The 18,679-nt window shown below is 59.1% G+C and carries 20 protein-coding genes; 8 read left to right on the top strand and 12 right to left on the bottom strand.

Annotated elements, in window-relative coordinates:
* Positions 1 to 6: 6 nt before the first annotated feature.
* Both BFP95_RS17765 and BFP95_RS17770 read left to right on the top strand, forming a co-directional pair.
* The gene (locus BFP95_RS17765; RefSeq protein WP_065890096.1) at positions 7 to 1,125 is read left to right on the top strand and encodes a succinylglutamate desuccinylase/aspartoacylase family protein; all 1,119 of its coding nucleotides are present in this window, start codon (positions 7 to 9) and stop codon (positions 1,123 to 1,125) included.
* Positions 1,126 to 1,138: 13 nt separating this feature from the next.
* A complete protein-coding gene (locus BFP95_RS17770) occupies positions 1,139 to 1,903 on the top strand; it encodes an ABC transporter ATP-binding protein (RefSeq protein ID WP_065880055.1) in 765 nt (254 codons plus the stop codon).
* Here the strand turns inward: BFP95_RS17770 and BFP95_RS17775 are convergent.
* Entirely contained in the window at positions 1,896 to 3,044 is a 1,149-nt protein-coding gene (locus tag BFP95_RS17775; RefSeq protein WP_065910496.1) for a sensor histidine kinase, read from the bottom strand. The genes BFP95_RS17770 and BFP95_RS17775 overlap by 8 nt on opposite strands.
* A 40-nt stretch (positions 3,045 to 3,084) precedes the next feature.
* The gene (locus BFP95_RS17780) at positions 3,085 to 3,762 is read right to left on the bottom strand and encodes a response regulator transcription factor (protein ID WP_065910497.1); all 678 of its coding nucleotides are present in this window, start codon (positions 3,760 to 3,762) and stop codon (positions 3,085 to 3,087) included.
* A 124-nt stretch (positions 3,763 to 3,886) separates the two neighbouring features.
* On the opposite strand from BFP95_RS17780, the gene BFP95_RS17785 reads away from it, so the two are divergent.
* The 5 genes from BFP95_RS17785 to pdeM are packed head-to-tail and all read left to right on the top strand — an operon-like array spanning position 3,887 to position 9,783.
* On the top strand, positions 3,887 to 4,273 hold the full coding sequence (locus BFP95_RS17785) for a GtrA family protein (protein ID WP_065910498.1): 387 nt from the start codon (positions 3,887 to 3,889) through the stop codon (positions 4,271 to 4,273).
* Complete coding sequence (locus tag BFP95_RS17790) at positions 4,245 to 5,180, top strand: glycosyltransferase family 2 protein (RefSeq protein WP_083224231.1); 936 nt, start codon at positions 4,245 to 4,247, stop codon at positions 5,178 to 5,180. The genes BFP95_RS17785 and BFP95_RS17790 overlap by 29 nt, the downstream gene beginning before the upstream one ends.
* Positions 5,181 to 5,203: 23 nt before the next feature.
* Positions 5,204 to 6,595 (top strand): ArnT family glycosyltransferase, encoded by a 1,392-nt coding sequence (locus tag BFP95_RS17795; protein WP_065880060.1) that lies wholly within the window; start codon positions 5,204 to 5,206, stop codon positions 6,593 to 6,595.
* A 57-nt stretch (positions 6,596 to 6,652) separates the two neighbouring features.
* Positions 6,653 to 9,133, top strand: coding sequence for a ligase-associated DNA damage response DEXH box helicase (locus tag BFP95_RS17800; protein ID WP_065910499.1), 2,481 nt, complete (start codon positions 6,653 to 6,655; stop codon positions 9,131 to 9,133).
* Entirely contained in the window at positions 9,133 to 9,783 is a 651-nt protein-coding gene (pdeM, locus tag BFP95_RS17805) for a ligase-associated DNA damage response endonuclease PdeM (RefSeq protein WP_065872429.1), read from the top strand. The genes BFP95_RS17800 and pdeM overlap by 1 nt, the downstream gene beginning before the upstream one ends.
* A gap of 15 nt (positions 9,784 to 9,798) precedes the next feature.
* Here the strand turns inward: pdeM and BFP95_RS17810 are convergent, their stop codons facing one another.
* Together BFP95_RS17810 and dcd are read right to left on the bottom strand one after the other, a co-directional pair.
* A complete protein-coding gene (locus BFP95_RS17810) occupies positions 9,799 to 9,999 on the bottom strand; it encodes a hypothetical protein (protein WP_049709645.1) in 201 nt (66 codons plus the stop codon).
* A 108-nt stretch (positions 10,000 to 10,107) separates the two neighbouring features.
* Positions 10,108 to 10,674 carry a dCTP deaminase gene (dcd, locus tag BFP95_RS17815; RefSeq protein ID WP_010212421.1) on the bottom strand — a complete coding sequence of 189 codons (567 nt, stop codon included), beginning with the start codon at positions 10,672 to 10,674 and terminating at the stop codon, positions 10,108 to 10,110.
* 387 nt (positions 10,675 to 11,061) lie between these two features.
* Between dcd and BFP95_RS17820 the strand changes: the two genes are divergently transcribed.
* Positions 11,062 to 11,271 (top strand): cold-shock protein, encoded by a 210-nt coding sequence (locus tag BFP95_RS17820; protein ID WP_002554837.1) that lies wholly within the window; start codon positions 11,062 to 11,064, stop codon positions 11,269 to 11,271.
* Between the two features lie 245 nt (positions 11,272 to 11,516).
* Here the strand turns inward: BFP95_RS17820 and rpoS are convergent, their stop codons facing one another.
* From rpoS to BFP95_RS17860, 8 genes are all read right to left on the bottom strand, one after another.
* Entirely contained in the window at positions 11,517 to 12,521 is a 1,005-nt protein-coding gene (gene rpoS / locus BFP95_RS17825; RefSeq protein WP_065910500.1) for an RNA polymerase sigma factor RpoS, read from the bottom strand.
* Between the two features lie 107 nt (positions 12,522 to 12,628).
* Complete coding sequence (locus BFP95_RS29065) at positions 12,629 to 13,465, bottom strand: peptidoglycan DD-metalloendopeptidase family protein (protein ID WP_083207061.1); 837 nt, start codon at positions 13,463 to 13,465, stop codon at positions 12,629 to 12,631.
* A gap of 207 nt (positions 13,466 to 13,672) precedes the next feature.
* Positions 13,673 to 14,308 carry a protein-L-isoaspartate(D-aspartate) O-methyltransferase gene (locus BFP95_RS17835; protein ID WP_010563544.1) on the bottom strand — a complete coding sequence of 212 codons (636 nt, stop codon included), beginning with the start codon at positions 14,306 to 14,308 and terminating at the stop codon, positions 13,673 to 13,675.
* Positions 14,309 to 14,349: 41 nt separating this feature from the next.
* On the bottom strand, positions 14,350 to 15,099 hold the full coding sequence (gene surE, locus BFP95_RS17840; protein WP_065880063.1) for a 5'/3'-nucleotidase SurE: 750 nt from the start codon (positions 15,097 to 15,099) through the stop codon (positions 14,350 to 14,352).
* Entirely contained in the window at positions 15,087 to 16,145 is a 1,059-nt protein-coding gene (gene truD / locus BFP95_RS17845; protein WP_065890103.1) for a tRNA pseudouridine(13) synthase TruD, read from the bottom strand. Before truD ends, surE begins: the two co-directional genes overlap by 13 nt.
* On the bottom strand, positions 16,142 to 16,615 hold the full coding sequence (gene ispF, locus BFP95_RS17850) for a 2-C-methyl-D-erythritol 2,4-cyclodiphosphate synthase (protein ID WP_025855145.1): 474 nt from the start codon (positions 16,613 to 16,615) through the stop codon (positions 16,142 to 16,144). The genes truD and ispF overlap by 4 nt, the downstream gene beginning before the upstream one ends.
* A gap of 54 nt (positions 16,616 to 16,669) precedes the next feature.
* On the bottom strand, positions 16,670 to 17,515 hold the full coding sequence (gene fghA, locus BFP95_RS17855) for an S-formylglutathione hydrolase (RefSeq protein WP_065910501.1): 846 nt from the start codon (positions 17,513 to 17,515) through the stop codon (positions 16,670 to 16,672).
* Between the two features lie 8 nt (positions 17,516 to 17,523).
* On the bottom strand, positions 17,524 to 18,636 hold the full coding sequence (locus BFP95_RS17860; RefSeq protein ID WP_065880066.1) for an S-(hydroxymethyl)glutathione dehydrogenase/class III alcohol dehydrogenase: 1,113 nt from the start codon (positions 18,634 to 18,636) through the stop codon (positions 17,524 to 17,526).
* Between the last annotated feature and the right edge of the window lie 43 nt (positions 18,637 to 18,679).

Consider the following 18,679-nt stretch of genomic DNA (forward strand, 5'->3'; position numbering starts at 1 on the left):
GTTTGTATGCGTCATCAGGTTCATGAACTGATCGCGCCAGTGCCAGGTACGGCGCGGCAGATTCACAGTTTTCACTTCGGCCCGGAGCAGGCCGAGGGCAAGATTTACATCCAGTCGTCGCTGCACGCCGATGAGTTGCCGGGCATGCTGGTGGCCTGGCACCTCAAAGTGCAATTGGCGAAGCTGGCCGCGGCCGGTCGCCTGCGCAGCGAGATCGTGCTGGTGCCTATCGCCAACCCGGTGGGCCTGGAACAGGTGTTGATGGATATCCCGCTGGGTCGCTATGAGCTGGAGAGCGGGCAGAACTTCAATCGCCTGTTTGTCGACCTCAGTGAAGCGGTCGGCAACCAGGTCGAAGATTTGCTCGGGGATGATCCTCGGCACAACGTCGAACTGATCCGCGCCGCGCTGTCCACCGCCCTCGCCGCACAAAATGCCGACACCCAGCTGCAATCCCAGCGCCTGGTGCTGCAACGCCTGGCCTGTGACGCCGACATAGTACTGGACCTGCATTGCGATTTCGAAGCCGTGGCGCACTTGTACACCACGCCCGAGGCCTGGCCGCAGGTGGAACCGCTCGCGCGGTATATCGGTTCGGAAGCTAATTTGCTCGCGACCGACTCCGGTGGACAATCCTTCGATGAGTGTTTCACCCTGGTCTGGTGGCAATTGCAGCAACGCTTCGGCGAGCGCTTCCCGATCCCCATGGGCAGTTTTTCGGTGACCGTCGAACTGCGCGGGCAAGGCGACGTCAACCACGGCCTGGCCAGTCTCGACTGCCAGGCAATCATCGATTACCTGATTCACTTCGGCGCCATCACCGGTGATGCGGCACCGCTGCCCGACCTGCCCTACCCGGCCACACCGCTGGCCGGCGTTGAACCGGTGGCGACGCCAGTGGGTGGCCTGCTGGTGTTCAGCGCCCTGCCCGGTGAATACCTGGAGGCCGGGCAACTGATCGCCGAAATCATCGACCCCATTTCCGACCGCGTAACGCCGGTGCACTGCCAGAAGGCCGGCCTGCTTTACGCCCGTTCGCTACGCCGCATGGCCACTGCCGGGATGGTCATCGGCCATGTCGCAGGCAGCGAGGCCTACCGTAGCGGCTACCTACTTTCGCCTTGAGGATGCACGCCCCATGTACAAATTGACCGTTGAAGGCCTGCATAAAAGCTATGGCGACAATGAGGTGCTCAAAGGTGTTTCGCTCAAGGCCAAGACCGGTGACGTGATCAGCCTGATCGGCGCCAGCGGCTCGGGCAAGAGCACCTTTTTGCGCTGCATCAACTTCCTGGAAACCCCCAACGACGGCGCCATGACCCTGGACGGCCAGTCGATCCGCATGGTCAGCGATCGCCACGGCATGCGCGTGGCCGACGACGCCGAACTGCAGCGCCTGCGCACGCGCCTGGCGATGGTGTTCCAGCACTTCAACCTGTGGAGCCACATGAGCGTGCTGGAAAACATCACCATGGCCCCGCGCCGGGTGCTGGGTTGCAGCAAGAAAGACGCCGAAGACCGCGCCCGTCGCTACCTCGACAAGGTAGGGTTGCCGGCGCGTGTGGCCGATCAATACCCGGCATTCCTGTCCGGCGGCCAGCAGCAACGGGTCGCCATCGCCCGCGCCTTGGCCATGGAACCCGAGGTGATGCTGTTCGACGAGCCCACCTCGGCCCTCGACCCGGAACTGGTGGGCGAAGTGCTCAAGGTGATCCAGGGCCTGGCCGAGGAAGGCCGCACCATGATCATGGTGACCCACGAGATGAGCTTTGCGCGCAAGGTGTCGAGCCAGGTGCTGTTCCTGCACAAGGGCCTGGTGGAAGAGCAAGGTGCGCCTGCGGATGTGTTGGGCAATCCCAAGAGTGAGCGCTTGCAGCAGTTTCTAAGTGGCAATCTCAAGTGAAGCAGATGCGCGCATGAAACGTATGGCGTGTGCGTCGGGTTTCAAAGCGCCAGCCTGCCTGCGTGCAGGCACGCGAGACGATTTCCAGGCCAAAGCCGAACCCCGGCGACACGCGCTGTTCCACACGGTTATTGATGATCACCAGTTGCTGCTCAGTGAGGACAACCCGGACTTTACCGGCGCCATGCTGAACAGCGTTGCCCAGCAGGTTCTGCACCACACTGCGGGCTATCGCCTCATTGGCCTTCACGCAGATCGTTGATGCCCCCGTCAGCACCCGCGCATCAGCCGCGAGAGGGTAAAGCAGCTGGTATTTTTCGATCTGCTCGGCGACGACAGCGGACAGGTCAATCGCCGCATGGGGCAATTGACGCGGTTCACGGGCCAGGGACAAAAACAGCTCAATGGTCATTTTCATTCCGGACAACGCGCCCTCCATGCGTAGCAGGCTGCGTGCGGATTTTTCGGCGTTGCAGCCGGGCAAACGCAGGATCGCCAGGCTGTTGTTCAAGATCCCCAAGGGGGTGCGTAGCTCGTGGCTCACGTGCCGGGTAAATGCCTGCTCGCGCAGCAGCGCGGCATTTTGCTGGGTCACCAGAGCCGACAGCGTACGGCTCAACGTGCCGATTTCGTCCTGGCGCTCGAACCCGCTGAATCTGCACGGCCCACGCGGTTCAGAGGCCACGTCCTCCACCAATTGGCTGACGGGCTGGGCAATGGCGCGGGCAATCGCGATGGCCAGGATGGTACCCAGGATCAGGATCAATCCGGCCACCGCGCACAACAGCCCGAAAATCTGAGCGCCGTAGCCTTCGGTCTGGCTGAGTTCAGACTCGTTCAGCACCAGTATCAGCCGCTGCGACGCACCCGGTACAACACTCACGAACACATGGACATCCTCTCCCTCCAGTTCATGGTGACCGGCTGGCAATTGGCGAATGACGGCGGGAAGTTCAGCGTCTCCCGACCAGTAGCCTTGCAGGTAAATGCTGTTGGGCATCGCCGTCGCTGCCCCTTGCAGGCTATGCCGTTCCTCGAACGCCTGTGCCTCAAGCTTCAAATAGCTGGCAATGATGTAGTCCTCTGTCACGTTGACAGTGGCCCAGATCAGCACACTGTAGAACAACGTAATCGTTGCCATGAACGGCAGCAGTGCAGAGAGGATTCGCGCAAAAAAGGAATCAGTAAGGAATCGCAAGACGATAGCCCTTACCGTGAACCGTCCGGATCAGCTCGTTACCGTATGGCTTGCCCAAGGCTTGGCGGAGCCGGTAGATATACGTGCGCAGTGCATCACTGTCTGGCGGATCACCCCCTGGCCACAACGCGGCCTCCAGTTTGCGCCGGCTGACGGGCTCCGGTGCCCCATCGGCAAGCAGGTTCAGCAAGGTGAATTGGAGGGCGGGTAACACCGTGATGACGCCGTTGTAGCGCAACGCCTGCGAGACCGGATCAATCACCAGGTCGCCCAGTTGTTTCACACGGCGTGGCTGGCGCAGGGAGCCCCGGCGGATCAGCGCGCGGATACGCCATAGCAACTCTTGAGGCTCAAAGGGTTTGACCAGGTAATCGTCGCCGCCTGCGTCGTAACCCTCTTGTTTATCGGGCAGTGCGTCACGTGCCGTCAGGAATATAACGGGCGTGTGGTTCTGCTCGCACCGCAACTGGCGACAGGTGTCAAAACCGCTCATGCGAGGCATTGCCACATCCATGACGATGAGGTCGTACTCATGGTGCTGGACACGCTCCAGGCAACTTCGCCCATCGCGGGCAAAATCTACATCGAAACCAAATTCACCGAGATAATCCCCCAACGAACCCGCCAACGCATGATCATCTTCAACTAGTAATATTTCCATCAGGACAAACTCCAAATTCTTACAAACAACTAAGAACATCCCTTCAGCAAACAAATAAAACTGACAACAAATATCGTTTCGCGACGTTACATTTGATTCACACTTCATCTTATACATTCTTGTCATGCAAAAAATACTTCGAGTGTTCATCCGTTATCTGGGCGCAGGCTTCTTCGCGACACTGGTGCATTTCGTAGTGTTCGTCTGCTTGCTGCCTTACTACGGCCCAACGCCATCCACCTTCTGTGCAGCCGTTACGGGGGCGCTGGTCGCCTATTGCATGTCCAGGCATTGGGTATTTGTGAAGCGAGACTGCAATAGAGGGCGATTTTTCATAACGGCCACCAGTCAGGTTTTATCTAACACGCTTATTGTCACGCTACTGATCCACTGGGGCGTACCTGCACAACTTGCACAGCTCATGACAATGGTCGCCGTGACTCTTCAAGGCTTTACGATTAATCACTTCTGGGTATTCAAACATGACAGCAAACGCGAACCTCTTCAGTGAGTCCTTGCCTGCCACGAAACTTACAATATTGGTGCCTTGCTTTAACGAGCAGTGCGTAATAACGCAATTCCATTTGCGCCTGATGGCGATCATTGAACGCGTAAGAATCCGCACAGAAGTGTTCTACATCAATGACGGCAGTCAAGACCAGACAGCGGCCATGATCGATCAATTTTCTCAGGACCCGCGTGTCAGGTGCCTGCACTTGAGTCGCAACTTCGGCAAAGAAGCGGCCATGCGCGCAGGCATCAACGACATAGACGGCGGCGCAGTAATCATCATGGACTGCGACCTGCAAGACCCACCGGAGCTGATCCCCCTTATGGTGCAGGAATGGCACAAGGGCTATGAGATCGTGAACATGCAGCGCCGCTCACGGCACTGTGATTCCTGGACAAAACGCACGGCCGCAAGGCTCTATTACGCCACGCTGGACCAACTGATCGACGACTTCGAAGTCCCCCAGCAAGTCAGTGATTTCAGACTCATAGGGCCCAACGCACTCGCGGCCATTCGCGCCATGGACGACAACGCCGGCGTATTGAAACTGCTGGTCAGCTGGCTCGGCTACCCAAGTACCGAAGTGAACTACGACCGCAAGCCACGCCAAGCAGGCACAACCAAGTGGACGCCGCTGTCATTGCTGGACCTGTGTGCGGACTCGATTCTTGCTTTCTCTACTCGCCCGCTGCGCATGTACAGCTACTTGAGTGCCATGAGCTTTCTGGTTGGCTCACTGTGGGTTGCAGCCACCGCGACATTCGGTGAACTGACCCATGCGCATCTGCTGGTGCAATCGATTCTGTTGTTGTGCCTGGGTACCGCCGTGGTCGGCGAGTATGTCGGCCGGGTGCTGACGGTGGTGAGCCCCAGGCCCAACTCCCTGCATAAGCGCGATCTATCTTGAATCCCTTCATAAAGGCTGACGGCATGAATCATTCCACGTCCATGCGTTTGCTCTGGGGCATCCTGTTCACGGTGCTGCTGGCGCGCCTGCTCACACTCGGGCTCTATCCAATCATGGATACCTCAGAGGCCCGCTATGCCGAAATTGCCCGAAAAATGCTCGTCTCCAATGACTGGATCACGCCGATGTTCGATCACGGAGTGCCGTTCTGGGGCAAGCCGCCGTTGTCATTCTGGCTACAGGCACTGAGCATGAAAGCGTTCGGCATCAACGAGTTCTCCAGCCGTTTTTCAACCTGGCTGCTGCATGTCGCCAGCTGCGCGCTGATCGTGCACTTCGCTTGCGGCGAGCGCAGCCTGCGAGTCGGGTTGACGGCAGCGATTATCTACTCGACCTGCACACTCGGGCTCCTTTCCAGCGGTGCCGTGTTGACCGACGGCGCATTGGCGTTCGCCCTTTTGCTCGCCCACCTGGGCGTGTGGCGCGGTTTGATGCACGGTGACCGCAGGTGGGCCATGGCGGGTTTTCTCGGGCTTGGCCTGGGCCTGCTCGCAAAAGGCCCGCTGGCGCTTGTGTTGCTGGCGATGCCCGCGTCAATCTGGCTGGCGCTTACCGGCCATTGGCGGCGATTGCTGGGGCTGCCATGGTTGCCGGGGTTGGCACTGATGCTCGCGGTGGCCATGCCTTGGTATTGGCTGGCCGAACTGAAAACCCCGGGTTTTCTGGAGTACTTCATCGTCGGCGAACATTTCAGTCGCTACGTCATCAGCAAATGGCAAGGCGATCTATACGGCAGCGCACATGCGCAACCCTTGGCGATGATTTGGGGGCACCTGCTGGGCGGGCTTTTGCCCTGGACGCTGTTTTTACCGATGCTGGTCAAGCTGCGCGGGCAATTTGAAGGTCAGCGAGAGTACTTGATCTTTGTGCTGGGCTGGGCTGTTTCAGCGCCCTTGTTCTTTACCATGTCCACCAACATCCTCTGGACCTACGTACTGCCCGCGCTGCCAGCCTGGGCGTTATTACTGGCTGAGGTGCTCTGCCGCAAAACACGCGGGACCGTCATCGCAGCCATGGCGTTGGCCTTGCCCCTACTGGGCTGCATCTTGATCATCAGTGGCGAGATTGCCGACCGCCCACAAAACCAGAAAAACATGGTTGCGCTTTGGAAAGCGCAACAAGCCGCTGCGCCGGGCGACTTGATCTACCTGGGCTCACGCTCTTATTCGGCCGAGTTCTATAGCAGCGGCTGGGCACGGCACACCAAAAGCCCACAACAACTGCCGCTGTCGAAAGACTTTTACCTGGTCCGACGCAAAAACAACCAGCAACCGCTGCCGCCAACCTTGACCTGCTACGCAGTGGCCCAGGCCAATACATCCCAATTGCATTACTGTCGTGCCGCACCCGGTTAAACCTTTGGCAGGCGTTAAGGGTCTGTGCAATAAGCCCTTCAGAGCGTCAGCGCCCGCATGGCAAAACCTCTCGACTTCGCCCGGCAATGGTTCGCCGCCAAAGGCTGGAAGCCGTTCGCCTTTCAAAAAGAAGTCTGGGCGGCTGTCAAGGAAGGCCGATCAGGTTTGCTGCATGCCAGCACCGGCGCCGGTAAAACCTATGCACTGTGGTTTGCCGCGCTCAATCGCTTGGCCATCACTCGCCCAGCGGCAACCGGTAAACGCAAACCGCCGGCTGAACCGCTGACGGTGCTGTGGATCACGCCCATGCGTGCATTGGCCGCCGACACCGCCCGCGCTCTTGAGGCGCCGCTCGAGGCGTTACAGATTCCCTGGAGTGTCGGCCTGCGCACCGGCGACACCAGCAGCAGCGAACGCGCACGGCAGACCCGCCGCCAGCCCACCGCACTGGTCACCACCCCGGAAAGCCTGACGTTAATGCTGGCCCGCGCCGATAGCGAAGCCAGCCTGGGAAACCTGCGCATGGTGGTCGTGGATGAGTGGCACGAACTGATCGGTAATAAACGCGGCGTGCAACTGCAACTGGCGCTGGCACGCTTGCGGCGCTGGCATCCAGAGTTGATGGTGTGGGGTATTTCGGCAACCTTGGGTAATCAGTCTCACGCATTGGAAGTGCTGATCCCACAGGGTGACGGGATCAATGTGCAGGGGCTAACGGCCAAGCAGTTGATCATCGACACATTATTGCCACCCGTTACAGAACGTTTTCCCTGGGCCGGGCATATCGGCTTGAAGATGCTGCCCCAAGTGGTGGCCGAGGTGGAAAGCAGCAGCAGTTGCCTGGTCTTTACCAACACGCGAGCGCAATCGGAAATTTGGTACCAGGCATTGCTTGAAGCCCGTCCCGACTGGGCCGGGGTGATTGCCCTGCACCATGGTTCGCTGTCGCGAGAGACCCGTGACTGGGTGGAGCGGGCTTTGAAAGACGGCCAGCTCAAGGCGGTGGTGTGTACGTCAAGCCTGGACCTGGGGGTGGATTTCCTGCCGGTGGAGCGCGTACTGCAGATCGGCTCGGCCAAAGGCGTGGCCCGCCTGATGCAACGCGCCGGTCGCTCGGGGCACGCGCCGGGGCGGCCCTCGCGGGTGACATTGGTGCCGACCCACAGCCTGGAGTTGGTGGAGGCCGCGGCGGCGCAGGATGCGATTGCGCAGCGGCGCATTGAAGCGCGCGAGTCGCCGCACAAATCGTTGGATGTACTCGTCCAGCATCTTGTCAGCATGGCATTGGGCGGTGGCTTTACACCGCAAGCGCTGCTGGCCGAGGTACGCGGCGCCTGGGCTTATCGCGATCTGACGGATGAAGACTGGGCCTGGGCGCTGGGGTTTGTGCGCCATGGTGGCCTTTCGTTGACGGCTTATCCGGATTACCGTCGCGTCGAGCCGGACGAGCACGGCATCTGGCGCGTCCCGGACGCAAGGCTGGCACGTCGACATCGCATGAGCGTCGGCACCATCGTCAGCGACGCAAGCATCCAGTTGAAGTTCTGGAGCAAGGGCGGCGGCGGCAAAAACCTCGGCAGCGTCGAGGAAGGTTTTATTGCGCGGCTCAAGCCGGGAGATGGCTTCCTGTTCGCCGGGCGCTTGCTGGAGCTGGTGCGGGTCGAAAACATGACCGCCTATGTACGTCGCAGCACCGCGAAAAAAGCCGCCGTACCGCGCTGGAATGGTGGGCGCATGCCGCTTTCCAATGAGCTGGCCCAGGCCGTCGTCGTGCGCTTGGATGAAGCGGCCCACGGACACTTCGAAGGGCCGGAGATGCAGGCGGTTCGGCCCCTCTTGCAAACACAATTGCGCTGGTCCGGCTTGCCGACGCGCGAGCACTTGCTGGCTGAGGCCTTGAAATCGCGGGAGGGATGGCACCTGTTCCTCTACCCCTTCACCGGGCGCCAGGTGCACCTGGGGCTGGCGAGTGTGTTGGCGTGGCGGGTGAGCCGAGGGGAGGCGGTCACCTTCTCCATTGCGGTGAATGATTACGGGCTGGAGTTATTGAGTGCCACCGAAGTGGATTGGCCAGCGCTGTTGAACGACGCGCTGTTGAGTCCTGAAAACCTGCTGGATGATGTGGTGGCCAGCCTGAATGCCGGGGAGTTGGCCCTGCGCCGTTTTCGTGAAATCGCACGTATCGCCGGGCTGGTGTTCGCCGGTTACCCTGGCGCGCCGAAAAGCACCCGGCAGGTGCAGGCGTCCAGCGGGTTGTTCTTTGAGGTGTTCAAGCAATATGACCCGCAGAACCTGCTGCTGACCCAGGCAGGGGAAGAAGTCCTGCGTGATGAGTTGGATATTCGCCGGCTGGAAGAGACATTACGTCATCTGTCGGCGCTGAAACTGGACCTGCATAAGATCGAACGGCCTACGCCGTTGGCCTTTCCCCTGCTGGTTGAGCGGATGCGCGAAAGCATGAGTTCGGAAAAACTTTCTGAGCGCATTGCGCGGATGGTCAAGGACCTGGAAAAAGTCGCGGATAACGGGAAGCGTTGATGGTTTGTTCGGTAATGCTCGAGGGTGAAGAACTGTGGCTGCTGGCAGACAAGGCCGTCTATTGGCCTGCGCGTCAGTGTCTGTTGATTGCGGATGCGCATTTCGGCAAGGCGTCGGCATATCGAAGCCTGGGGCAACCGGTGCCGCAGGGAACCACGACCGAGAATTTGCAACGACTGGACCGGTTGCTATCGACGCTACCGTGTACGCAGGTGATCTTTCTAGGCGATTTCCTGCACGGCCCAGGCTCTCACGCCAGCGGCACGCTGAGCGCATTGAGAACCTGGCGAGCACGCCATCCTGACCTGCCTATGACCTTGATTCGAGGCAATCACGATAAACGTGCGGGTGACCCACCTGCGGATCTGAGGATCGAGGTTGTTGCGGAGCCGCTGCTGATGGCCCCGTTTGCATTGCAACACGAACCGGATGCCCATGCGACCCACCATGTATTGGCAGGGCACGTGCATCCGGTGTATCGCTTGCGCGGCAGGGGACGGCAAAGTCTGCGCCTACCGTGCTTCCAGATCGGAACGCAGGTCAGCTTGCTGCCGGCGTTTGGCGCGTTTACCGGTGGCTTTGCAGTGGAACAGGCCAATGACCGCCGAATATTTGTCATCGGCGACCATCAAGTTTGGCCAGTGCATTAACTGGCTGGCGAAGTGTCAGGCTACAGGCGCGGGAGGTGGCTCATCTGGAACAGTGGGCGAGCCCGGTTCTTCAATGGGTTGCGGGGAATCCGGATCTGGCTGGCCGGGAATACCACCCGCATAAGCGGGATCGGCCATCAGGGACCAGGCCAGAACGCCAATCTGGTTGGGTTCAAGCCGGGCAATTTCTGCGCTGATTCGCGGGTCGATCTTCATAAAGTACTCCTCAAGCGTGGCTCGACGCGTTTTACACGCGCCGAGGCAGTACACCTAGATAGAGTCACTTTCTTCAGACTAATTCCCTTTACGCGTAAGACCTTTCTATCAAGCGCGTGGGAGAGTGACGCCGCGCTGGCCCTGATACTTGCCCGCGCGGTCTTTATAGGACACTTCACAGGCCTCGTCAGACTGCAGGAACAGCATCTGCGCCACGCCTTCGTTGGCGTAGATTTTCGCCGGTAGCGTAGTGGTGTTGGAGAATTCCAGGGTCACGTGACCTTCCCACTCAGGCTCAAGCGGCGTCACGTTGACGATAATGCCGCAACGCGCGTAGGTACTTTTACCCAGGCAGATGGTGAGCACGTCGCGGGGGATACGGAAGAACTCCACGGTGCGCGCCAGGGCGAAGGAGTTCGGTGGGATGATGCACACGTCGCTCTTGACGTCGACGAAGCTCTTTTCGTCGAAGTTTTTTGGATCGACGATGGCCGAGTTGATGTTGGTGAACACCTTGAATTCATCGGCACAGCGCACGTCATATCCATAGCTGGAAACGCCGTAGGAAATCACCGGGGCATCGCCTTGGCCGCGGATCTGCCGCTCGACGAACGGTTCGATCATGCCGTGCTCTTGCGCCATGCGGCGAATCCACTTGTCCGATTTGATGCTCATGGCGGTGTCCTGAATAGCGAGGTGAAAAATCTGTTGGGCATCTTACCGGGGCCGGCGTTGGGGTTCAAAGGCCACGGGGCTTTTCTTAAAAAAAACGCCGGTTGCTCACACGTCGTAGCCAACGGAGCCGGGCCCCGTATAGCTGTGCGAGGCGAATAGAAATACCACCGCCAGTCACGAAAATAGAGAAACCTTCGGAAATATCATTGGCACGTCCGAGAAAAACAGTTAAGGTGACGTCACTGTGTTGCTTGTGTCACTGAGAATCTCTACACGATATGTTGAATTTCGATCCAACCATCTCCAAGAATTTTTCCTGCTCTTTGCACTCAGTCTCGGCCAGGGCTTTTCCTGAGTCGCAGTTAACTTTGTTCAAGGAGTTACACCATGTCTAATCGCCAAACTGGTACCGTTAAGTGGTTCAACGATGAAAAAGGCTTCGGCTTCATCACTCCACAATCCGGTGACGACCTGTTCGTTCACTTCAAAGCTATCCAATCCGACGGCTTCAAAAGCCTGAAAGAAGGCCAACAGGTCTCTTTCATCGCTACCCGCGGTCAGAAAGGCATGCAAGCTGAAGAAGTTCAAGTTATCTAACTTGTACTGACTTAGTCGAAAAGACCCCGCCCTTAAAAGCGGGGTTTTTTTATGCCTGGGATTTCATGCCGTATGACTCTGCGTGACGTAGCAGCTGTCGAGCCTTGGCGAGGCTGCGTTCGCGGTACGTCAGATATACCGTTGACGCAGCCTCGCCGAGGCTCGGCAGCTGCTACCGCAGTAGAAAGCAAAACGCCCGGCGCACTCTCATGCACCGGGCGTTTTAATAGCTGCCTTAGGAGACGTTACTGAAACAACGACTCGCTCGACAAGCCATTCTTCTCCAGGATCTCGCGCAAGCGCTTGAGCCCTTCCACCTGGATCTGCCGCACCCGCTCACGGGTCAGACCGATCTCCAGGCCCACGTCTTCCAAGGTACTGCTCTCATGGCCGCGCAGGCCGAAGCGGCGAATCACCACTTCACGCTGCTTGTCAGTGAGCTCTGACAACCACTGGTCAATGCTTTGGGAAAGATCATCGTCCTGTAACAGCTCACAAGGATCTGTAGGGCGATCATCCGTCAGAGTGTCCAGCAGGGTTTTATCCGAATCCGGACCCAACGAGACGTCGACCGAAGACACACGCTCGTTAAGACCAAGCATGCGCTTGACCTCCCCTACCGGCTTCTCCAGCAGGTTGGCGATTTCTTCGGGCGAAGGTTCATGATCGAGTTTTTGGGTAAGCTCACGCGCTGCCCGCAGGTAGACGTTGAGCTCTTTGACCACATGGATCGGCAACCGGATCGTGCGGGTCTGATTCATGATCGCCCGTTCGATGGTCTGACGAATCCACCAGGTGGCATAGGTCGAAAAGCGGAAGCCCCGCTCAGGGTCGAACTTCTCTACCGCCCGGATCAAGCCCAGGTTGCCCTCCTCGATCAAGTCCAACAAGGAAAGCCCACGATTGACGTAGCGTCGGGCGATTTTCACCACCAGGCGCAGGTTGCTTTCAATCATGCGCTTGCGCCCAGCCGGATCACCCTTTTGCGACAAGCGCGCAAAATGGACTTCTTCTTCGGGGGTAAGCAGAGGGGAAAAGCCGATTTCATTGAGATACAGCTGGGTCGCATCGAGCGCCCGTGTGTAGTCAATGTACTTGTGTTGCTTTAACGCGGTGGAGTTCTTGGATTTGGTGCGAACTGAAGGTACAGCAGATCCCTCATTCGACATCGATTCCGTAGCAATGCCGGTCTCCATAAGGAGAACCTCATCGTCGATGTCAAACTCCGGCGCTTCTTTACTGAGAGCCATTGTTATAGTCCTTTGGTGAGTTCGACCTCAAGCTCAAGCGGCGCCTTTATCCTTGGCAACGCTGGAGCCTGTTCCTTCTACGTGAAGGGAACAGGCTGTGCAACATATCAACGACGGGGCAAGAATTGCAGCGGATCTACAGGCTTCCCTTGTCGGCGAATCTCAAAGTGCAGTTTCACCCGGTCTGTACCAGTTGATCCCATTTCGGCAATTGTCTGTCCGACTTTGACCTGCTGCCCCTCCCGAACCAACAGCCTACGGTTATGACCGTAGGCACTGACGTAGGTATCGCTGTGTTTGATGATGACAAGCTCGCCGTAGCCCCGTAAACCACTCCCGGCGTACACCACCGTCCCATCAGACGCAGCTAAAACAGGCTGTCCCAAATCTCCGGCGATATCAATGCCTTTATTCAAACTACCGTTTGAAGAGAATTTTCCAATCAACACGCCGTTGGAAGGCCATCCCCAACCGGTCGGCGCGGGCCCTGCAGGTGGCAACGGCGCAGGTGCCGGCTTGTTCGCAGGGGCAGGCGCGGCAGTACCAGCAGGCCGGGTGAAGACGGTGGTTTTGCTTGAGGACGACGGCGAAGAACCACTGTTCGTCACGACTGCCGTAGGCGTTGATCCTGTGCGACCGTCGAAGCGAATCGTCTGACCCGGATGTATCGTGTAAGGCACAGGAATATTGTTACGCGCTGCGAGGGCCTTGTAGTCCCAGCCATAACGGAAGGCGATCGAGAACATCGTATCGCCCTTTCGCACCACATATTGCCCGGTGGTTACCGTCGGCTTTTGCGGTGCCGCACTATTACGATCAACCACCCGCGCGCCGCTGCTTGGCGAGCTGGAGCACCCTACCAACACAGAACTGAAGACGAGGCCAAGCACCAGTCGATGAAAGCTTGTTTTACTCATACGCTGCGCAAGACCTGTGAGACTCACCCGCCGCTCCCTTTGTGCTGGCTGAACATGAATGCCTGTACCAGGCTTGAAATATGACGCAAGTATAACTGGGCATTGGAGTTTTACCGGCACACGTCTGAAACGAATCGTTCAGCGTGTTGAATCGTCGCGCCAGTGATGTTGATTCAATAGACCCCGCTGTAAGACACATCCCCGCCAGCAGAATTCACCGCCGGAAAAAATTGATCAGGCCAGCGGGCCATTGAGCAGCGGTACAAAACGAACAGCGCCCAGTACATGCCGTGAAAAGCCTTCGTCCTCACGGATAATGAGCATCAATTGTTGCACTTCACCGGAGCCGACCGGAATCACCAGGCGCCCACCGGGGGCGAGTTGATCAAGCAGCGCTTGCGGAACATCGGTGGCCACGGCGGTAACAATGATGCCGTTGTACGGTGCCAGCGCCGGCCAACCTTCCCAGCCATCGCCCCAGCGAAACACCACATTGCGCAGGTTCAACTCCACCAGGCGCTCCTTGGCGCGGTCTTGCAGCACTTTGATGCGCTCCACCGAGAACACCCGCTCCACCAACTGCGCCAGCACGGCGGTCTGGTAGCCGGAGCCCGTGCCGATTTCCAGCACCTTGTCCAACGGCCCCGCCGCCAGCAGCAGCTCGCTCATGCGCGCCACCATGTAAGGCTGGGAAATGGTCTGGTTATGGCCGATAGGCAGCGCCGTGTCTTCATAGGCACGGTGGGCCAGGGCTTCATCGACAAACAGATGCCGAGGCGTGCGCCGGATCACTTCCAGCACCTGGGCGTTGGACAAGCCCTCTTCGTACAGGCGCTGTATCAGGCGTTCGCGGGTACGCTGGGAAGTCATCCCGATGCCCCGGCGCAGCAAGTCGTCTTGTTCACGGCCCATCAGCGAAGCCTCTCCAGCCAGCCATCGAGACCACTGAAGGCATCACTGAAGGTGCGATCAAATTGCAATGGGGTAATCGATACATAACCTTGCATCACCGCATGAAAGTCCGTGCCCGGGCCGCCATCTTCGGCGTCACCCGCAGCAGCGATCCAGTAGCCTTCCTTGCCGCGCGGATCAACCACCTTCAACGGCGCCGCCGCGCGGGCGCGATGGCCCAGGCGCGTGAGCTGGATGCCGCGAATATGATCAAGGGGCAAGTTGGGAATATTGACGTTGAGCACCGTGCGCGGCGGCAAGTCCAGAGAGCCATGGGCCTCTACCAGCTTGCGCGCGAAATAGGCCGCGGTCGGCAGGTTATCCAATTGGCGCGAGGCGAACGAAAAGGCGAACGCGGTTTGCCCCAGGAAACGCCCTTCAAGGGCTGCCGCCACGGTACCGGAATACAGCACGTCATCCCCCAGGTTCGCACCAAGATTGATGCCCGACACCACCAGGTCCGGCTGCGGATCCAACAGGCTGTTGATCGCCAGGTGGACGCAGTCGGTAGGAGTGCCGTTCACGCTGATAAAGCCATTGGCCAGGACCTGCGGGTGCAGCGGACGGTCGAGCGTCAACGAACTGCTGGCGCCGCTCTTGTCCTGGTCGGGGGCAACCACCACGCACTCGGCATAATCTTCCAGCGCAGCATAGAGCGCGGCAAGACCGGGTGCGGTGGCACCGTCATCGTTTGATATCAGAATACGCATGGGTTGTCCGTCTGCCCCACCGGCACCAGATCAACAAGCTCGCGCACCAAGACAGTGGCGAAGCATCCGGCCGGCAGGACGAATTCCAATTGCAGAATGTCCAGCGAGGGATAATGCCACGTCAAACCGCCAATGGGCAGTCGCAGAATGCGACGTTCCTGGCTCATGCCGGCATTCACCAGCCAATCGCGCAGGTCGGCTTCACCGGCGGCGACCGCCTGTTCCAGTTCGAAGGTTGCGCCGCTGGCAGGTGAATCACCTTCGCCCCACTGCGGCCCGGTCGGGTGCAGGTCCAGAATGGCCAGGCGCGGGTCGCTGCACTCCGCCTCCCCCGCCGGGAAAAAGCTGCGGCTGTCGGTAAACGCCAACAGGTCGCCGACCTGCGCACGCTGCCAGGAACCGTCAGCCACACGCGCCGCCAGCACCTTGTTGAACAGGTAGCTGCGCGCCGTCGACAGCAGCCGCGAACGCACGTTGCGCTGTTCCGGCAAAGCCTTGCGCGCGGCCCACTCGCGGGCGTCGACCACGTTGCCACCATTGTGACCAAAACGCTGGGCACCGAAATAGTTGGGGATGCCCTGCTGTGCAATCAATTGCAAACGCGCGTCGATGGCGGCGGTATCACCGGCCAGCTGGGTCAGGCGCAAGGTGAAACCATTGGCCGAATGTGCGCCGCGCTGCAATTTGCGTTTATGACGGGCGGTCTTGAGAACCTTGAGGCTATCGTTTTCCGCAGCGCTCATGTCCGGATCGGCTTTGCCTGGCAACTGCACGCTGAACCATTGGCGGGTCAACGCCTGGCGATCCTTGAGCCCGGCATAGCTGACAGTGCGCAACGGCACGCCGGCCGCCTTGGCGATGCGCCGCGCGGCTTCTTCTGTATTGAGGCCACGCTTCTCAACCCACAACCACAGGTGCTCACCCTCGCCGGTCAGCGGGATATCCAGCACTTCATCAACCTGGAAGTCTTCGGCGGTCGCCTTCAGGACCGCGCTGCCCAAGGCCTCGCCATAGGCCCGTGGGCCCAGCAGTTGCAGATCATTCATGCGCGCAGCAACAAGGCAACGGAGTGCACGGCGATGCCCTCTTCACGACCGGTGAACCCGAGCTTTTCGGTGGTGGTGGCTTTCACGTTCACTTGATCCAATTCAATGTGCAGGTCTGCGGCAATCAGTGCGCGCATCGATTCAATATGGGGCGCCATTTTTGGCGCCTGGGCCACGATGGTGTTGTCGACGTTGCCGACCTTCCAGCCTTTGGCATGGATCAGGCCAACCACATGGCGCAGCAATACACGGCTGTCCGCACCCTTGAAGGTCGGGTCGGTGTCCGGAAAGTGCTTGCCGATATCGCCCAACGCCGCCGCGCCGAGCAAGGCATCGCTCAAGGCATGCAACACAACGTCGCCGTCGGAATGAGCCAGCAACCCATGGTGATGTGCAATGCGCACGCCGCCCAAGGTGATGAAATCGCCTTCAGCGAAACGGTGCACATCGTAGCCGTGGCCAATACGCATAAAAAAACGCCCCGATTTAATTCAGGGCGTGATTCTACCTACTTTTGCCTCACATTAACCGAGCAAAGCACGACCATGGTGTCGCAAATGGTCTTCGATGAAGCTGGCGATAAAGAAGTAGCTGTGGTCGTAGCCAGGTTGCAGCCGCAGTTCCAACGGATGGTTGGCCGCCTTCGCCGCTTGCTGCAAGGCTTCAGGCTTGAGTTGCACGGCAAGGAAATCGTCGCGGTCACCTTGGTCCACCAGCAGTGGCAGCTTTTCCGCGGCTTCGCTGATCAGCACGCAGGCGTCCCACTCACGCCATTTCGAACGCTCTTCGCCCAGGTAGCGGGAAAAGGCCTTCTGACCCCATGGGCAGTCCATCGGGTTACTGATGGGCGAAAACGCCGACACCGACAGGTAACGCCCGGGATTGCGCAACGCACATACCAGTGCACCGTGGCCGCCCATGGAGTGACCGCTGATGCCACGTTTATCTGAAGCCGGGAAATGCGCTTCAACCAACGCAGGCAATTCCTTCACCACGTAGTCATGCATCCGATAGTGCTTGGACCAGGGCTCCTGTGTGGCATTCAGATAGAAGCCGGCGCCAAGGCCAAAATCCCACGCGTTATCAGGATCACCCGGAACACCCGGCCCACGAGGGCTGGTGTCCGGCGCCACGATGATCAACCCCAGCTCGGCGGCCATGCGCTGCGCGCCGGCCTTCTGCATGAAGTTCTCATCAGTGCAGGTGAGACCGGACAGCCAGTACAACACCGGCAACTTGCCGCCCTGCTCCGCTTGCGGCGGCAGGTAGACGGCGAAGGTCATGTCGCAGCCGAGCACATCGGAGTGATGCTTGTAGCGTTTGTGCCAGCCGCCGAAGCTCTTCTGGCACGACAGGTTTTCCAGACTCATGGCCGACCTCAGAAGTGGATGACGGTACGAATGCTTTTGCCTTCATGCATCAGGTCAAACGCTTTGTTGATGTCTTCCAGGCCCATGGTATGGGTGATGAAGGTGTCCAGCGGGATCTCGCCGGTCTGGGCCATTTCCACGTAGCTTGGCAGCTCAGTACGACCGCGCACGCCACCGAAGGCCGAACCGCGCCAGACGCGACCGGTCACCAGTTGGAAGGGACGCGTGGCGATTTCCTGACCGGCACCGGCCACGCCGATGATCACCGACTCACCCCAACCTTTGTGGCAGCACTCGAGGGCAGCGCGCATCAGCTGAACGTTGCCGATGCATTCAAAAGAGAAGTCCACGCCGCCATCGGTCAGGTCGACAATCACGTCCTGGATCGGGCGGTCGTAGTCTTTCGGGTTGATGCAGTCAGTCGCACCCAGCTGCTTGGCGATTTCAAATTTGGCAGGGTTGATGTCGATGGCAATGATGCGCCCAGCCTTGGCCTTGACTGCACCGATGACGGCTGACAGGCCGATACCGCCGAGACCGAAGATGGCCACGGTGTCGCCCGGCTTGACCTTGGCGGTGTTGATCACTGCACCAATGCCAGTGGTGACGCCGCAACCCAACAAGCAAACTTTTTCCAGTGGCGCTTCTTTAGGAATCTTGGCCACGGAAATTTCCGGCAACACGGTGTATTCGGAGAAGGTCGAAGTGCCCATGTAGTGGAAAATCGGCTGGCCCTTGTAGGAAAACCGAGTGGTGCCATCCGGCATCAAGCCTTTGCCCTGAGTGGAGCGAATGGCCTGGCACAGGTTGGTCTTGCCCGACAGGCAGAATTTGCACTGGCCGCATTCCGGGGTGTACAGCGGGATCACATGATCGCCAACGGCGACCGAAGTCACGCCTTCGCCGATCGCTTCAACCACTGCACCGCCTTCATGGCCGAGGATCGACGGAAAGATACCTTCCGGGTCAGCGCCCGACAGCGTGTAAGCGTCGGTATGGCATACACCGGACGCGACCACGCGCAACAGCACCTCGCCAGCCTTGGGCATGGCGACATCCACTTCAACGATCTCAAGGGGCTTCTTGGCTTCGAAGGCTACGGCGGCGCGGGACTTGATCATCCGGGTTTCTCCAGGGAATTGAATACTGAGGCGGTGAGTGTAA

Source organism: Pseudomonas sp. 58 R 12 (assembly GCF_900005865.1).
Classification (GTDB): domain Bacteria; phylum Pseudomonadota; class Gammaproteobacteria; order Pseudomonadales; family Pseudomonadaceae; genus Aquipseudomonas; species Aquipseudomonas tritici.

Excerpts from the sequence above, each read along its gene's own strand:
- BFP95_RS17765 (WP_065890096.1), top strand. The coding sequence starts at position 7 with ATGCGTCATCAGGTTCATGAACTGATCGCGCCAGTGCCAGGTACGGCG.
- rpoS (WP_065910500.1), bottom strand. The coding sequence starts at position 12,521 with ATGGCTCTCAGTAAAGAAGCGCCGGAGTTTGACATCGACGATGAGGTT.
- BFP95_RS17780 (WP_065910497.1), bottom strand. The coding sequence starts at position 3,762 with ATGGAAATATTACTAGTTGAAGATGATCATGCGTTGGCGGGTTCGTTG.
- ispF (WP_025855145.1), bottom strand. The coding sequence starts at position 16,615 with ATGCGTATTGGCCACGGCTACGATGTGCACCGTTTCGCTGAAGGCGAT.
- BFP95_RS17820 (WP_002554837.1), top strand. The coding sequence starts at position 11,062 with ATGTCTAATCGCCAAACTGGTACCGTTAAGTGGTTCAACGATGAAAAA.
- BFP95_RS17775 (WP_065910496.1), bottom strand. The coding sequence starts at position 3,044 with ATGGCAACGATTACGTTGTTCTACAGTGTGCTGATCTGGGCCACTGTC.
- BFP95_RS17810 (WP_049709645.1), bottom strand. The coding sequence starts at position 9,999 with ATGAAGATCGACCCGCGAATCAGCGCAGAAATTGCCCGGCTTGAACCC.
- BFP95_RS17800 (WP_065910499.1), top strand. The coding sequence starts at position 6,653 with ATGGCAAAACCTCTCGACTTCGCCCGGCAATGGTTCGCCGCCAAAGGC.
- BFP95_RS17835 (WP_010563544.1), bottom strand. The coding sequence starts at position 14,308 with ATGACTTCCCAGCGTACCCGCGAACGCCTGATACAGCGCCTGTACGAA.
- BFP95_RS17795 (WP_065880060.1), top strand. The coding sequence starts at position 5,204 with ATGAATCATTCCACGTCCATGCGTTTGCTCTGGGGCATCCTGTTCACG.
- dcd (WP_010212421.1), bottom strand. The coding sequence starts at position 10,674 with ATGAGCATCAAATCGGACAAGTGGATTCGCCGCATGGCGCAAGAGCAC.
- truD (WP_065890103.1), bottom strand. The coding sequence starts at position 16,145 with ATGAATGATCTGCAACTGCTGGGCCCACGGGCCTATGGCGAGGCCTTG.
- pdeM (WP_065872429.1), top strand. The coding sequence starts at position 9,133 with ATGGTTTGTTCGGTAATGCTCGAGGGTGAAGAACTGTGGCTGCTGGCA.
- fghA (WP_065910501.1), bottom strand. The coding sequence starts at position 17,515 with ATGAGTCTGGAAAACCTGTCGTGCCAGAAGAGCTTCGGCGGCTGGCAC.
- BFP95_RS17860 (WP_065880066.1), bottom strand. The coding sequence starts at position 18,636 with ATGATCAAGTCCCGCGCCGCCGTAGCCTTCGAAGCCAAGAAGCCCCTT.
- BFP95_RS17770 (WP_065880055.1), top strand. The coding sequence starts at position 1,139 with ATGTACAAATTGACCGTTGAAGGCCTGCATAAAAGCTATGGCGACAAT.
- BFP95_RS17790 (WP_083224231.1), top strand. The coding sequence starts at position 4,245 with ATGACAGCAAACGCGAACCTCTTCAGTGAGTCCTTGCCTGCCACGAAA.
- surE (WP_065880063.1), bottom strand. The coding sequence starts at position 15,099 with ATGCGTATTCTGATATCAAACGATGACGGTGCCACCGCACCCGGTCTT.
- BFP95_RS17785 (WP_065910498.1), top strand. The coding sequence starts at position 3,887 with ATGCAAAAAATACTTCGAGTGTTCATCCGTTATCTGGGCGCAGGCTTC.